Origin of the sequence: Citrobacter sp. CK181, from assembly GCF_030333595.1 — a bacterium.
In the GTDB taxonomy this organism is placed as follows: Bacteria; Pseudomonadota; Gammaproteobacteria; order Enterobacterales; family Enterobacteriaceae; genus Citrobacter_B; species Citrobacter_B koseri.
Map to the genome: position 1 here is coordinate 95,452 of NZ_JAOWFN010000015.1, position 13,794 is coordinate 109,245.

General features: G+C 55.7%; 14 protein-coding genes and 4 tRNA genes. 5 read left to right on the forward strand and 13 right to left on the reverse strand.

Annotated features, from left to right (window positions below):
* Position 1: 1 nt before the first annotated feature.
* From OGW17_RS17720 to mltB, 13 genes are all read right to left on the reverse strand, one after another.
* Positions 2–78: transfer RNA gene (locus OGW17_RS17720), tRNA-Arg, on the reverse strand.
* Between the two features lie 193 nt (positions 79–271).
* Positions 272–348: transfer RNA gene (locus OGW17_RS17725), tRNA-Arg, on the reverse strand.
* Between the two features lie 62 nt (positions 349–410).
* A tRNA-Arg gene (locus OGW17_RS17730) sits at positions 411–487 on the reverse strand.
* 3 nt (positions 488–490) lie between these two features.
* Positions 491–583, reverse strand: a tRNA-Ser gene (locus tag OGW17_RS17735).
* A gap of 340 nt (positions 584–923) precedes the next feature.
* On the reverse strand, positions 924–1,109 hold the full coding sequence (gene csrA, locus OGW17_RS17740) for a carbon storage regulator CsrA (RefSeq protein WP_000906486.1): 186 nt from the start codon (positions 1,107–1,109) through the stop codon (positions 924–926).
* Between the two features lie 239 nt (positions 1,110–1,348).
* Positions 1,349–3,976 (reverse strand): alanine--tRNA ligase, encoded by a 2,628-nt coding sequence (alaS, locus tag OGW17_RS17745; protein ID WP_049010251.1) that lies wholly within the window; start codon positions 3,974–3,976, stop codon positions 1,349–1,351.
* Positions 3,977–4,107: 131 nt separating this feature from the next.
* A complete protein-coding gene (recX, locus tag OGW17_RS17750) occupies positions 4,108–4,608 on the reverse strand; it encodes a recombination regulator RecX (protein ID WP_071257945.1) in 501 nt (166 codons plus the stop codon).
* A gap of 106 nt (positions 4,609–4,714) precedes the next feature.
* On the reverse strand, positions 4,715–5,779 hold the full coding sequence (gene recA / locus OGW17_RS17755) for a recombinase RecA (RefSeq protein ID WP_012134806.1): 1,065 nt from the start codon (positions 5,777–5,779) through the stop codon (positions 4,715–4,717).
* Between the two features lie 96 nt (positions 5,780–5,875).
* Entirely contained in the window at positions 5,876–6,373 is a 498-nt protein-coding gene (gene pncC / locus OGW17_RS17760; RefSeq protein ID WP_024130886.1) for a nicotinamide-nucleotide amidase, read from the reverse strand.
* 130 nt (positions 6,374–6,503) lie between these two features.
* Positions 6,504–7,382 (reverse strand): metal ABC transporter substrate-binding protein, encoded by an 879-nt coding sequence (locus OGW17_RS17765; protein WP_024130887.1) that lies wholly within the window; start codon positions 7,380–7,382, stop codon positions 6,504–6,506.
* A 14-nt stretch (positions 7,383–7,396) separates the two neighbouring features.
* Positions 7,397–8,257 (reverse strand): metal ABC transporter permease, encoded by an 861-nt coding sequence (locus OGW17_RS17770; RefSeq protein WP_012134809.1) that lies wholly within the window; start codon positions 8,255–8,257, stop codon positions 7,397–7,399.
* Positions 8,254–8,907, reverse strand: a complete 654-nt coding sequence (locus OGW17_RS17775; RefSeq protein WP_071257943.1) for a metal ABC transporter ATP-binding protein — start codon at positions 8,905–8,907, stop codon at positions 8,254–8,256. Before OGW17_RS17775 ends, OGW17_RS17770 begins: the two co-directional genes overlap by 4 nt.
* A gap of 304 nt (positions 8,908–9,211) precedes the next feature.
* Positions 9,212–10,312: a lytic murein transglycosylase B gene (gene mltB, locus OGW17_RS17780; RefSeq protein ID WP_071257942.1), complete on the reverse strand. Its 1,101-nt coding sequence runs from the start codon at positions 10,310–10,312 to the stop codon at positions 9,212–9,214.
* 255 nt (positions 10,313–10,567) lie between these two features.
* Here mltB and srlA point away from each other — a divergent pair, with 255 nt between their 5' ends.
* The 5 genes from srlA to gutM all read left to right on the forward strand — a co-directional run bounded on the left by srlA (position 10,568) and on the right by gutM (position 13,732).
* Positions 10,568–11,131 carry a PTS glucitol/sorbitol transporter subunit IIC gene (gene srlA / locus OGW17_RS17785; RefSeq protein WP_012134812.1) on the forward strand — a complete coding sequence of 188 codons (564 nt, stop codon included), beginning with the start codon at positions 10,568–10,570 and terminating at the stop codon, positions 11,129–11,131.
* Positions 11,128–12,099, forward strand: a complete 972-nt coding sequence (srlE, locus tag OGW17_RS17790) for a PTS glucitol/sorbitol transporter subunit IIB (RefSeq protein WP_047461709.1) — start codon at positions 11,128–11,130, stop codon at positions 12,097–12,099. The genes srlA and srlE overlap by 4 nt, the downstream gene beginning before the upstream one ends.
* A gap of 11 nt (positions 12,100–12,110) precedes the next feature.
* Complete coding sequence (srlB, locus tag OGW17_RS17795; RefSeq protein ID WP_071257941.1) at positions 12,111–12,473, forward strand: PTS glucitol/sorbitol transporter subunit IIA; 363 nt, start codon at positions 12,111–12,113, stop codon at positions 12,471–12,473.
* Positions 12,474–12,491: 18 nt separating this feature from the next.
* Positions 12,492–13,271, forward strand: coding sequence for a sorbitol-6-phosphate dehydrogenase (gene srlD / locus OGW17_RS17800; protein WP_012134815.1), 780 nt, complete (start codon positions 12,492–12,494; stop codon positions 13,269–13,271).
* 101 nt (positions 13,272–13,372) lie between these two features.
* Positions 13,373–13,732, forward strand: coding sequence for a transcriptional regulator GutM (gene gutM / locus OGW17_RS17805; RefSeq protein WP_012134816.1), 360 nt, complete (start codon positions 13,373–13,375; stop codon positions 13,730–13,732).
* The last annotated feature ends 62 nt before the right edge of the window (positions 13,733–13,794 follow it).

The following is a 13,794-nucleotide window of genomic DNA, read 5'->3' on the forward strand; positions in this document are numbered from 1 at the left end:
ATGGTGCATCCGGGAGGATTCGAACCTCCGACCGCTCGGTTCGTAGCCGAGTACTCTATCCAGCTGAGCTACGGATGCATTGGGAAACTTATTTACTGCCGATATTGATACCGCTACAAAAGCCATATCAAGTAAGAGATGGTGCATCCGGGAGGATTACTCGGCTGCGCCTCTCCCTACGGGCCGTTGCTGAAGCAACGTTATCCTCCCTGGTGCTTGCGATAACTTCGCAGACCATGAAACAACAGCGTAACTGTTATATCGGGGAAGATGGTGCATCCGGGAGGATTCGAACCTCCGACCGCTCGGTTCGTAGCCGAGTACTCTATCCAGCTGAGCTACGGATGCATCGGGAAACTTACTTTATTGCAGATTTTGATACCGCTACTAAAGCCATATCAAGTAAGAGATGGTGCATCCGGGAGGATTCGAACCTCCGACCGCTCGGTTCGTAGCCGAGTACTCTATCCAGCTGAGCTACGGATGCAAATGGCGGTGAGGCGGGGATTCGAACCCCGGATGCAGCTTTTGACCGCATACTCCCTTAGCAGGGGAGCGCCTTCAGCCTCTCGGCCACCTCACCACGCGCCTCTTACGAGTGCTTCGAAGAACTTGTTTCTGCTCATCGTCGCTGCGTGGCGCACATATTACTTTCTGGGACTTATAAGTCAAACAATTTTTCCCGCGCTTTTATCGTTTGCACACTTCACGCTCAATTAGTCTGCAAAAACGGCAAAAAGGGTGTTTTATCAACAGATAAATCGGCGTGTTACACCGCCTGAGCGCAGGCAGAAAAACAGAATAACCAGGAAAGAGCCTGCCGGCACCGGAAGCGATACGGAAAAAGAGTGAAGAAAAATGAAAAAGAGAAAGGAAGCGAGGAGCAGGTTGCGCCTCATCGGAAGAGATGAGACGCGAAAACCTTAGTAACTGGACTGCTGGGATTTTTCAGCCTGGATACGCTGGTAGATCTCCTCACGATGGACAGAGACTTCTTTCGGGGCGTTTACGCCAATGCGCACCTGGTTGCCCTTTACCCCTAAAACTGTCACGGTGACCTCATCTCCAATCATGAGGGTCTCACCAACTCGACGAGTCAGAATCAGCATTCTTTGCTCCTTGAAAGATTAAAAGAGTCGGGTCTCTCTGTATCCCGGCATTATCCATCATATAACGCCAAAAAGTAAGCGATGACAAACACGTAAAGTGTAAGCAGTCACGGCATCACATTCTGTTAAACCTAAGTTTAGCCGATATACACAACTTCAACCTGACTTTATCGTTGTCAATAACGTTGATGCAAACGCCGCAGACCGGGGCCTGCGGCGTTAGATAACGCTTATAGTTATTACAGTTTTGCGCTAACCCAGCCTTTCACACTGGCTAACGCTGCTGGCAGAGCAGCCGCATCCGTACCACCGGCTTGCGCCATGTCTGGACGTCCGCCGCCCTTGCCGCCCACCTGCTGAGCGACCATGCCGACCAGCTCCCCTGCTTTCACGCGGTCGGTCACATCCTTCGACACGCCCGCAATCAGAGAAACCTTACCTTCCGCTACCGTTGCAAGAACGATAACGGTAGAACCCAGTTGATTTTTCAGATCATCAACCATCGTACGCAGCATTTTTGGCTCAACGCCCGCAAGCTCGCTAACCAGCAGCTTCACGCCGTTGATATCAACCGCTTTGCTGGAAAGGTTCGCACTTTCCTGCGCGGCAGCCTGTTCTTTCAACTGCTGCAACTCTTTTTCAAGCTGACGCGTACGTTCCAGTACAGAGCGGACTTTTTCGCCCAGATTCTGGCTGTCGCCCTTCAGCAGCTGTGCGATATCGCTTAAGCGATCGCTTTCAGCGTGCAGCGTAGCAATCGCGCCTTCGCCCGTAACCGCTTCAATACGACGAACGCCTGCCGCAGTACCGGATTCAGAAACAATGCGGAACAGACCGATATCCCCCGTACGGCTGGCGTGCGTACCGCCACACAGTTCGGTGGAGAAATCGCCCATGCTCAGCACACGAACGCGATCGTCATACTTCTCGCCAAACAGCGCCATCGCGCCTTTGGCTTTCGCCGCTTCAAGGTCCATGATGTTGGTTTCGACCGGCAGGTTGCGACGGATTTGCGCATTCACCAGATCTTCCACCGCACGGATTTCAGACGGTTTCATCGCTTCATTATGCGAGAAGTCGAAACGCAGGACTTTGTCGTTAACCAGCGAGCCTTTCTGCGCTACGTGCGTGCCCAGAATCTGGCGCAGCGCCGCGTGCATCAGGTGCGTCGCAGAGTGATTCAGGCGAATACGTGCCCGGCGAGCTTCATCCACATCAGCCTGCACCGCATCACCCACTTTCAGGGAACCGGTCGAAAGCGTACCGATATGTCCAATCGCCTGGCCATATTTTTGCGTATCGCTAACCGCAAACGCGAAGCCTGCACCTTTCAGTTCGCCTTTATCGCCAACCTGACCGCCGGATTCCGCATAGAACGGCGTCTGATCCAGCACGACAACGGCTTCCTGACCCGCGCTAATCGCATCTACCGCTTTACCATCCACAAACAGCGCGGTCACTTTACCGTTCAGTTCCAGATGGTCATAACCTTTAAATTCTGACGCGCCGTCAACGCGGATCATCGCGTTATAGTCTGCGCCAAAACCGCTGGCCTCACGCGCACGACGACGCTGTTCTTCCATCGCGGCTTCAAATCCCGCTTCATCAACTTTGATGTTGCGCTCGCGGCAAACGTCCGCCGTCAGGTCAACCGGGAAGCCGTAGGTGTCATACAGACGGAAAGCGGTTTCGCCATCCAGCGTGTCACCGGAAAGCTTCGCCAGCTCTTCGTCCAGCAGCGCCAGACCACGTTCCAGCGTACGGGCAAACTGCTCTTCTTCCGTTTTCAGAACCTGCTCAACCTGCGCCTGCTGGCGCTTCAGCTCTTCACCGGCAGAGCCCATAACGTCAATCAGCGGCCCAACCAGCTTGTAGAAGAAGGTCTCTTTCGCGCCCAGCATGTTGCCATGACGAACCGCACGACGAATGATACGGCGCAGCACATAGCCACGGTTTTCATTCGACGGAACCACGCCGTCGGCGATCAGGAAGGCGCAGGAACGGATGTGGTCGGCAATCACGCGCAGCGACTTGTTGCTCAGGTCAGTCGCGCCAGTCACCTTCGCAACGGCTTCAATCAACGTGCGGAACAGGTCAATTTCATAGTTGGAGTTAACGTGTTGCAATACAGCGGCAATACGCTCCAGACCCATACCGGTATCGACGGACGGTTTCGGCAGCGGTTCCATCGTGCCGTCAGCCTGACGGTTGAACTGCATGAAGACGATGTTCCAGATCTCAATATAGCGATCGCCATCTTCTTCCGGGCTTCCCGGAGGGCCGCCCCAGATGTGATCGCCGTGGTCGTAGAAGATCTCGGTACATGGACCGCACGGCCCTGTATCGCCCATCTGCCAGAAGTTGTCGGACGCGTATGCCGCGCCTTTGTTATCACCAATTCGGATGATACGTTCGCGCGGAATGCCGACTTCTTTTTCCCAGATCTCGTAGGCTTCATCGTCAGTTTCATAGACGGTCACCCACAGACGCTCTTTTGGCAGGGCAAACCAGTTTTCACCGGTCAGCAGTTCCCACGCAAACTGAATCGCGTCGTGTTTGAAATAGTCGCCGAAGCTGAAGTTACCCAGCATTTCGAAGAAGGTGTGGTGACGTGCAGTGTAACCGACGTTTTCCAGATCGTTGTGTTTACCACCCGCACGTACGCAACGCTGCGAAGTGGTGGCGCGGGAATAATTACGCTTGTCGAGCCCAAGGAAAACATCCTTGAACTGGTTCATCCCGGCGTTGGTAAACAACAAAGTTGGGTCATTGTTTGGCACCAGGGAGCTGCTGGCAACTACCTGATGTCCCTTACTGTGGAAAAAATCGAGAAACGCCTGACGGATCTCAGCGGTGCTCTTGCTCATAATTATCCTGAAATCAAGCTAACGAAATATCATTACCCGCCTCAGCGCTCATATGCCCTGCCCGGCTGGCAATTGAAAAAAGTGGGAATAAGATAAGTTTTCTTTACGGGGAAGTAAAATCCCGTATGCAGTCAATCGTCAAAATTTCGCCATATCTCCTGAATATCCTCCATCAGATAGCCACGATAAAGCAGGAAACGCTGGACTTTGACCTTTTCCGAAAATGCGGCTGGTAAGGGTTCGCCATATTTTCGGATCGCCTGTTCGCGAGCAATAAGCAACCACTCAATCTCGCATTCACGCATTGCGCGTTCAATCGCCTCACGCGCAATGCCTTTTTGATTCAGCTCCTGCCGAATACGTGCCGGGCCATAACCTTTACGGCTGCGGCTGGCGATAAAGCGCGAAACAAAACGATGATCATCAAGGTAGTTGTGCTCATGGCACCAGGCGATAACCCGTTCATAGTCTTCCGGTGCCGCATCGATCTCTTCCGGCCCGTTTTTTCCCATAACCGGTGCGGAGAGTTTACGCCGCAGTTCCTGTTCACTGTGATCGCGTACCGCCAGAATACGTACCGCGCGATCCAACAGACGGTTATACGCGGGGCGTCGCGGTGTGGATTCACTCATAACAAACCTTCGGAAAAAGAAATGCAAAAAGGGCCGCAAGATATGCAGCCCTTCAAAGTATAAGCCCGATAAGGCGCCAGAGCGCCGCCACCGGGCAATGCAACGATTAGAAATCTTCGTTGGTTTCTTTCACACCTTCACCGTTGTCATCAACGGAGAAGTCTGGCGTCGAGTCCTGATTGCTCAGCAGCAGCTCACGCACTTTTTTCTCAATCTCTTTGGCGGTCGCCGGGTTCTCTTTCAGCCAGGCAGTGGCATTCGCTTTACCCTGACCGATTTTCTCGCCGTTATAGCTGTACCATGCACCGGCTTTCTCGATCAGCTTCTCTTTCACGCCCAGGTCAACCAGTTCGCCATAGAAGTTGATGCCTTCGCCGTAGAGGATCTGGAACTCAGCCTGTTTAAACGGCGCGGCGATTTTGTTCTTCACAACCTTCACGCGGGTTTCGCTACCCACGACGTTTTCGCCCTCTTTCACCGCGCCGATACGACGGATATCCAGACGAACGGACGCGTAGAATTTCAGCGCGTTACCCCCGGTAGTGGTTTCCGGGTTACCGAACATGACGCCAATTTTCATACGGATCTGGTTGATGAAGATCAGCAGGGTGTTGGACTGTTTCAGGTTACCGGCCAGCTTACGCATCGCCTGGCTCATCATACGCGCCGCGAGGCCCATATGAGAGTCGCCGATTTCACCTTCGATTTCCGCTTTCGGCGTCAACGCCGCCACGGAGTCAACAACGATAACGTCTACAGCGCCTGAACGCGCCAGCGCATCACAGATTTCCAGCGCCTGCTCGCCGGTGTCCGGCTGGGAGCACAGCAGGTTGTCGATATCGACGCCCAGTTTACGGGCATAGATAGGGTCCAGCGCATGTTCGGCGTCGATAAACGCACAGGTTTTGCCTTCACGCTGTGCAGCGGCAATCACCTGAAGCGTCAGGGTGGTTTTACCGGAGGATTCCGGCCCGTAGATTTCTACGATACGCCCCATCGGCAGGCCACCCGCGCCCAGCGCGATATCCAGAGAAAGCGAACCGGTGGAGATGGTTTCCACATCCATGGAACGGTCTTCACCCAGGCGCATGATGGAGCCTTTACCGAATTGTTTTTCGATCTGGCCCAGCGCTGCCGCCAACGCTTTCTGTTTGTTTTCGTCGATAGCCATTAACTACTCCTGTCATGAGCCGGGGTCCGCTTGCGCTTGTACCGGATAGTGAATTCTGTACTGTTAGGTGCAATTATACTGTACAGTCATACAGTATCAAGTGTTTTGTAGAAATTGTTGCCAGAGCGTCTTGAGCGCATATTCCGTCGCCTGGCGACGTACGCTGTCACGGTCGCCGCTAAAGCACTCCCGGCGGGTGATCCCCTCGCCCTGTGCGGTTGCGAAACCAAACCAGACAGTGCCGACGGGCTTCACGTCGCTGCCGCCGTCCGGCCCGGCAATACCGCTGATAGAAACGGCATAATCCGCGCGGGCCGCTCTGAGCGCGCCAATCGCCATCTCAATCACCACCGGTTCGCTGACCGCGCCGTGCTGCTCAAGCGTCGGTTCGCGCACGCCAATCATTTGCGCTTTCGCTTCATTACTGTAGGTAACAAAACCGCGTTCAAACCAGGCGGAACTCCCGGCGATATCGGTAATCACTTTCGCTACCCAACCGCCCGTGCAGGACTCCGCTGTCGTTAGCGTTGCGCCGCGCTGTTTCAGCGCCAGCCCTACCACTTCGCTTAACTGCATCAATTCATGGTCAGTCATCATCGCTTAAGGCTCCTGAAAAACGTGCAGCACAAGATAGCACTTTCTGAGCAGATATGGGGACGAGGTGCGGATTTTACGAGGAGGCTTCAGAAAAAAGCCGATGCGAAGGCATCGGCCGATCGTACGGTTATTTCATACTGTTGGCGATGGTCTCAACATTGTGGCGAAACGCTTTTACGTAGCTATCCGCCACGCCGCCTTTTGCCGACAAGGCTTCAGGATATAGCTCGCCGCCCGGCTGCGCGCCCGTCGCGCTGGCGATCTGTTTTACCAGACGCGGATCGAGCTGATTCTCCATAAACCAGGTGTTCACTCCATCCGCTTTAATCTGCTTAATGAGCGCGGCGACCTGCGCGGCAGAGGCTTCACTTTCCGACGACAGCCCCTGCGGCGCCAAAAACTCAACACCATAGGCACGACCGAAATAACCGAAGGCGTCGTGGCTGGTCAGCACCTTGCGTTTCTCCTGCGGGATCTGGCTAAAGCGCGCTTTCGCCCACGCGTCCAGTTCAGTCAGCTGTGCGATGTAAGGTTTGCCGGAAGCCTCCAGCGCGGCTTTATCCTGCGGGTCGGCGTTGACCAGCCCGGAAAGAATATTCTGCGCATACAGCGCGCCGTTCGCTGCGCTATTCCAGGCGTGTGGATCGGTGACGGTTTCGCCGTCTTCATCCAGCGTATGCGTCTTCACCCCGTCGGAAGCCACCACCAGCGTACCTTTGAAACCGGAGGCTTTTACCAGCCGGTCAAGCCACCCCTCCAGCCCCAGCCCGTTCACTACCACCACATCCGCTTTGCTCAACGCCGCGCTGTCTTTCGGCGAAGGCTCGAAGGTATGCGGATCGCCATCCGGCCCAACCAGCGTAGTGACGTTGACATTCTTACCGCCGACCTCCTGGGTGATGTCGCCGAGAATAGAAAAACTCGTCACCACATTCAGCGTTTTCGCCAGCGCGCCTTGCGTCATCAACCCCAACGCGAGCGCAATCATTACCCCTGTACGTTTCATCTTTTCCCCTTGCATTAAAAAAGCGCGCGCAGACTGTCAGCCAGCCTGCTGCGCGTGCCGAATAAAATGGAAATAAAGAACAGCGCGCTGGCGGTCAGTACAATCGACGGCCCGGCGGGTAAACTCACCGCCCAGGAAAGGCTTAGCCCCAGCCATGCACAGACGACGCCGCTGCCGCCGGCGAGCAATAACAGCCCCGGTAACGTGCGCGCCCAGCAGCGGGCCGCGACGGCAGGAAGCATCATCAGCCCTACCGCCATCAGCGTGCCGAGTACCTGAAAGCCAGCCACCAGATTCAACACCAGCAACGAGAGAAACAGCCCGTGCAGCAGCGAAGGCAGCCAGCGCGCGTTAACCTGCAACCATGCGGTATCAAACGCTTCACTCACCAGACCACGATAGAAAATCGCCAGCATGATCAATGTGAATGCGCATACCCCCGCCACGAACAGCGCGGAATCGCGATCGACCGCCAGAATGGAACCAAACAGAAGATGCAGCAGATCGACATTTGACCCGCGCAGCGACACCAGCGTAACCCCCAGCGCCAGCGATCCCAGGTAGAACCCGGCGAAGCTGGCGTCTTCTTTTAGCGGCGTACGGCGACTCACCATTCCCGCCACCAGCGCTACCGTAATCCCGGCGATAAACCCGCCGATGCTCATTGCCAGCAATGACATTCCACTGAGCAGATAGCCCACCGCCACGCCGGGTAGCACCGCATGCGACAGCGCGTCTCCCATCAGGCTCATACGTCGCAGCAGTAAAAAGACGCCAAGCGCCGTCGTGCTGACCGAAAGCGCCAGACAGACCACCAGCGCCCGCCGCATAAAGCCGTATTCAATAAACGGCTGAAAGAAGATATGCCAGATCATGCCACCCTCACCCGCTCGGTCATCCAGTGAGACACATCCGTATCCAGCCGTAACGTCTGCGGAAAATAGCGCGCCACCCGTTCGCTGTCGTGCAGCACCGCCAGCACCGTTTGCCCTCGCTGATACATCTCCAGCATCAGCCCCATCAGTACGTTGCAGGTCTCCTCATCCACGCCGGTAAAGGGTTCATCCAGCATGACCAGCGGCGCTTCCTGCACCAGCACACGGGCAAACAGCATGCGTTGAAACTGACCGCCAGAGAGTTCATCAATGGTCATCGTCGCCATTGCCTCCAGCCCCACGCGCTCAATAGCGTGGGCGACACGCAGACGGGTTTTGCGTTGAAATCCCCCCAGCAGGGAAATAGCAGGCCAGCACCCCATGCTCACCACGTCCTGAACGGTAAGCGGAAACTGCGTCTCCAGCGCGTGACGTTGCGCCAGCCAGCCAATTACCGGGCGGCGTCCGCGCCAGCGAAATGCGCCGCTCACCGGAGGAAGAAAACCGGCCAGCGTTTTCAGCAGCGTTGATTTGCCGCAGCCGTTAGCGCCGATAATCGCCGTCATGCTGCCGCGTTCCAGCGTGCCGGTCAGCGGCGACGTGACCGGCTGTCGCTCGTAACCGGCCACCAGTTGATTCAGGATAATCATGGCAATGCCACCGCCCAGCGCACGGCTAGTCCGATAAACAAAACAAGCGCGATAGCCATCAGCAGGCGAGTCAGAGCCGAAAGAGAGAAGAGTGAAGCAGACATATTCGCACCACAATAAAATGTTATAACATAACAATAATGAAATACGATGCGGATGTAAATGCCAGGAAAAAAGGGAGTGTGGCGAAATGTTTCAGACGTGAAATAGCGCAGCAGCGGCGCTGCACGCTCCCCTTTCTCTCAGGGAAAAGGGAGCGTAATCCAGACCGGGTAAGCGTAGCCCCCCGGAAAACACACCGCGGCTACTGACTAAACGGCGACGCCGCAGGTACACGCGCCAGCGCGACGGCCTGACCAAGCTGCCAGACCGCCATCGCATAGTGAGTGCTGTGGTTATAGCGCGTGATGGCATAGAAGTTCGGCAACCCGTACCAGTACTGATAGCCCGTACCCACATCCAGACGCAGCAGGCTGGCCTGCTGATGATTACCCAGCGACTGCTGCGGCGTCAGCCCGGCGGCCGCAAGCTGAGCAATGCTGTACTGGGTTTTAAAGCCGTTCGCCAGCCCTGGCGCCTGACCGTTGGCCGGAACGGCGACCACATCGCCTTTCACCCAACCGTGGGCTTTGAAATAGTTCGCCACGCTGCCGATGGCATCAACCGGGTCCCACAGGTTGATGTGCCCATCGCCGTTAAAGTCCACCGCGTACTGCTTATAGGACGACGGCATAAACTGTCCGTACCCCATCGCACCGGCAAAAGACCCTTTCAGATCCAGCGGGTCGTCCTGTTCATCACGCGCCATCAGCAGAAACGTTTCCAGCTCGCCGGAGAAATACTCCGCCCGACGCGGATAGTTAAACGACAGCGTCGCCAGCGCATCCAGAATTCGCGTTTTACCCATGATGCGGCCCCAGCGGGTTTCCACGCCAATAATGCCGACGATAATCTCCGGCGGGACGCCATAAACCTGCCATGCACGGTTCAACGCATCCTCATATTGATTCCAGAACGCCACGCCGTTTTGCACATTGTCCGGGGTAATAAACTGCTTGCGATAGCGCAACCATGCGCCATTCGGCCCCGCTGGCGGTTGTGTGGTCGGCGCCTGTCTGTCCATCAGTCGCAGAACGTAGTCCAGGCGCTTCGCCTGCGACAGGATCTCCTGCAACTGCTGGCGATTAAAACCGTGCTTGTTCACCATCTTCTCAATGAACTGCTGCGCGTTCGGATTATTGGCGAAATCACCGCCCATCACCATGACATTGTGCTGTGGCTCAAGCAGGAAACCGCCGGACGGCGCTCCCGTTGTCGTTTGAATTTCTGAAGACTGTGGTTTGCTGCTACAGGCAGCAAGCAACGCAAAGAGAGGAAGTAGTGCTACATAACGACGCTTGAACATGAGACATCCATTAAACAGATTCAGCCAGGGGGAAGTATGGTAAAGCATCCCGCTTCGCACAAGGAAGCGCTCTTCACAGAATACGCACTATTCTCCCGTAACATCCCTGCTTTTTTTCTCCGCAACAAACGCAAACTTTCACTTTAAAATATTTATCTTTCATTTTGAGATCAAAATAACACTTTTAAATCTTTCGATCTGATTAAAATAACTCACCAATTGGCAAGATAACAACAAACCCTACAGGAGAGAACAATGATCGAAACCATTACACATGGTGCGGAGTGGTTTATCGGGCTGTTCCAGAAAGGCGGAGAGGTGTTCACCAGTATGGTGACCGGCATCCTTCCGCTTTTGATAAGCCTGCTGGTCATCATGAATGCCTTAATAAACTTCATTGGCCAGCAGCGTATTGAACGTTTTGCCCAGCGCTGCGCCGGGAACCCGTTATCCCGTTACCTGCTGCTGCCGTGCATCGGTACGTTTGTGTTTTGTAACCCGATGACGCTGAGCCTGGGCCGCTTTATGCCAGAAAAATACAAGCCCAGTTACTACGCGGCGGCTTCCTACAGCTGCCACTCGATGAACGGACTGTTCCCGCACATCAACCCCGGCGAGCTGTTTGTTTACCTGGGCATCGCCAGCGGCCTGACGACACTCGGCCTCCCGCTTGGCCCGCTCGCCGTCAGCTATCTGCTGGTCGGTCTGGTCACCAACTTCTTCCGTGGCTGGGTGACTGACCTCACCACATCCATCTTTGAGAAAAAAATGGGCATTCAACTTGAGCAGAAAGTCCACCTGGCTGGAGCGACATCATGACGCGTATTCGTATTGAGAAAGGCACCGGCGGCTGGGGCGGCCCGCTTGAACTGGATGCAACCCCCGGAAAGAAAATCGTCTACATCACCGCCGGGACGCGTCCGGGGATTGTCGACAAACTGGCGCAACTGACAGGCTGGCAGGCGGTGGATGGCTTTAAAGAGGGCGAACCACCTGAGGAAGAGATCGGCGCGGCGATTATCGACTGCGGCGGCACGCTGCGCTGCGGGATTTATCCGAAGCGGCGCATTCCAACCATCAACATCCACTCTACCGGGAAGTCGGGGCCGCTGGCGCAGTACATCGTGGAAGATATTTACGTCTCCGGGGTGAAAGAAGAGAACATCACGCTGAGCGGCGAAGCGCCTGCAAACGCGCAGCCTGTCGCCTCGCCTGCGGGCCGCGATTACGACACCAGCAAAAAAATCACCGAACAGAGCGATGGCCTGTTGGCGAAAGTCGGTATGGGGATGGGCTCAGCAGTAGCGGTGCTGTTCCAGTCCGGGCGTGACACCATCGATACGGTGCTGAAAACCATTCTGCCGTTTATGGCCTTCGTCTCGGCGCTGATCGGCATCATTATGGCCTCCGGTCTCGGCGACTGGATCGCTCACGGCCTGGCGCCGCTTGCCAGCCATCCGCTGGGGCTGGTCACGCTGGCGCTCATCTGTTCATTCCCGCTGCTGTCGCCCTTCCTCGGCCCTGGCGCGGTGATCGCCCAGGTTATCGGGGTGCTGATTGGCGTGCAGATTGGTCTGGGTAATATCCCTCCCCATCTGGCGCTGCCCGCGCTGTTCGCGATTAACGCTCAGGCCGCGTGCGACTTTATTCCGGTCGGTTTATCGCTGGCGGAGGCCCGTCAGGACACCGTTCGCGTCGGCGTGCCTTCCGTGCTGGTGAGCCGCTTCCTGACCGGCGCGCCTACCGTTCTCATCGCCTGGTTTGTTTCCGGCTTTATTTATCAATAAGAGGTTCAGAGATGACCGTGATTTACCAGACCACCATCACCCGTATCGGCGAGAGCGCGCCGGACGCGCTCTGCGACAGGATGCTGATTACCTTTCGTGAAGGCGCGCCTGCGGATATCGAAGCGTTTTGCTTTATCCACTGCCACGGCGAGCTGAACGGCACGCTGCAACCCGGCGCACAGTTTCATCTGGGTGAGCATCGCTATCCGGTGACTGCTGTGGGCAGCGTGGCCGAGCAGAATCTGCGTGAACTGGGGCATATCACCCTGCGCTTCGACGGGCTGAACGAGGCGGAATTTCCCGGCACCGTACACGTTGCGGGGCCAGTACCGGACGACATCGCGCCGGGCTGTATTTTGAAGTTTGTGGCTTAAAGGTTTAAGGAGAGAAAAATGAATCAGGTTGCCGTTGTCATTGGTGGAGGCCAGACCCTGGGGGCCTTCCTCTGCCGTGGGCTTGCAGAGGTTGGTTATCGCGTCGCCGTTGTCGATATTCAGAGTGATAAAGCCGCAAATGTGGCGCAGGAGATTAACGCCGCGTTTGGCGAAGGCATGGCGTACGGTTTTGGCGCCGATGCCACCAGCGAGCAGAGCGTTCTGGCGCTCTCTCGCGGAGTCGATGAAATTTTTGGTCGGGTTGATCTGCTGGTCTACAGCGCGGGCATCGCCAAAGCGGCGTTTATCAGCGATTTTCAACTCGGCGATTTCGACCGCTCGCTACAGGTGAATCTGGTGGGGTATTTCCTCTGCGCTCGCGAATTCTCCCGCCTGATGATCCGCGACGGCATTCAGGGACGCATTATCCAGATCAACTCCAAGTCCGGGAAAGTGGGCAGTAAACACAACTCCGGCTATAGCGCGGCGAAGTTCGGCGGCGTGGGCTTAACCCAGTCGCTGGCGCTGGATCTGGCAGAATACGGCATTACCGTGCATTCGCTGATGCTTGGCAACCTGCTGAAATCACCAATGTTCCAGTCGCTGCTGCCGCAATACGCCGCCAAGCTTGGCATCAAGCCGGACGAAGTGGAGCAGTATTACATCGACAAAGTTCCGTTAAAACGCGGCTGCGATTATCAGGACGTACTGGACATGCTGCTGTTTTACGCCAGCGCGAAGGCGTCGTACTGCACCGGACAGTCCATCAATGTGACCGGCGGTCAGGTGATGTTTTAAGAGGTATGATTGCCCGGTGGCGCTGCGCTTACCGGGCCTACGAATATTATGTAGGCCAGATAAGGCGCAGCCGCCATCCGGCAAAATCAAAGGAGCGCATTATGGTTTCCGCACTGATCACCGTCGCCGTTATCGCCTGGTGTGCGCAACTGGCGCTGGGCGGCTGGCAAATCTCCCGCTTTAACCGGGCGTTTGACAAACTTTGCCAACGAGGACGAGTGGGCGTCGGGCGCTCCGGCGGACGCTTTAAACCGCGAGTGGTGGTCGCCATCGCTCTGGATGACCAGCAGCGCGTTACGGATACCTTATTCATGAAAGGTCTCACCGTCTTTGCCCGACCGGTTAAAATTCCCGCAATACAGGGCAAACATCTTGATGAATTACAGCCTGATGTGATCTTTCCCCATGATTCGCTCTCACAGAATGCACTATCATTAGCGCTTAAACTGAAACATGGGTAATTTCGTTGTGAATGCTAATTGCTTGCGAAATTATCATTTCACAACTTATACATCAGTCAGGG

Excerpts from the sequence above, each read along its gene's own strand:
- csrA (WP_000906486.1), bottom strand. The coding sequence starts at position 1,109 with ATGCTGATTCTGACTCGTCGAGTTGGTGAGACCCTCATGATTGGAGAT.
- alaS (WP_049010251.1), bottom strand. The coding sequence starts at position 3,976 with ATGAGCAAGAGCACCGCTGAGATCCGTCAGGCGTTTCTCGATTTTTTC.
- recX (WP_071257945.1), bottom strand. The coding sequence starts at position 4,608 with ATGAGTGAATCCACACCGCGACGCCCCGCGTATAACCGTCTGTTGGAT.
- recA (WP_012134806.1), bottom strand. The coding sequence starts at position 5,779 with ATGGCTATCGACGAAAACAAACAGAAAGCGTTGGCGGCAGCGCTGGGC.
- pncC (WP_024130886.1), bottom strand. The coding sequence starts at position 6,373 with ATGACTGACCATGAATTGATGCAGTTAAGCGAAGTGGTAGGGCTGGCG.
- OGW17_RS17765 (WP_024130887.1), bottom strand. The coding sequence starts at position 7,382 with ATGAAACGTACAGGGGTAATGATTGCGCTCGCGTTGGGGTTGATGACG.
- OGW17_RS17770 (WP_012134809.1), bottom strand. The coding sequence starts at position 8,257 with ATGATCTGGCATATCTTCTTTCAGCCGTTTATTGAATACGGCTTTATG.
- OGW17_RS17775 (WP_071257943.1), bottom strand. The coding sequence starts at position 8,907 with ATGATTATCCTGAATCAACTGGTGGCCGGTTACGAGCGACAGCCGGTC.
- mltB (WP_071257942.1), bottom strand. The coding sequence starts at position 10,312 with ATGTTCAAGCGTCGTTATGTAGCACTACTTCCTCTCTTTGCGTTGCTT.
- srlA (WP_012134812.1), top strand. The coding sequence starts at position 10,568 with ATGATCGAAACCATTACACATGGTGCGGAGTGGTTTATCGGGCTGTTC.
- srlE (WP_047461709.1), top strand. The coding sequence starts at position 11,128 with ATGACGCGTATTCGTATTGAGAAAGGCACCGGCGGCTGGGGCGGCCCG.
- srlB (WP_071257941.1), top strand. The coding sequence starts at position 12,111 with ATGACCGTGATTTACCAGACCACCATCACCCGTATCGGCGAGAGCGCG.
- srlD (WP_012134815.1), top strand. The coding sequence starts at position 12,492 with ATGAATCAGGTTGCCGTTGTCATTGGTGGAGGCCAGACCCTGGGGGCC.
- gutM (WP_012134816.1), top strand. The coding sequence starts at position 13,373 with ATGGTTTCCGCACTGATCACCGTCGCCGTTATCGCCTGGTGTGCGCAA.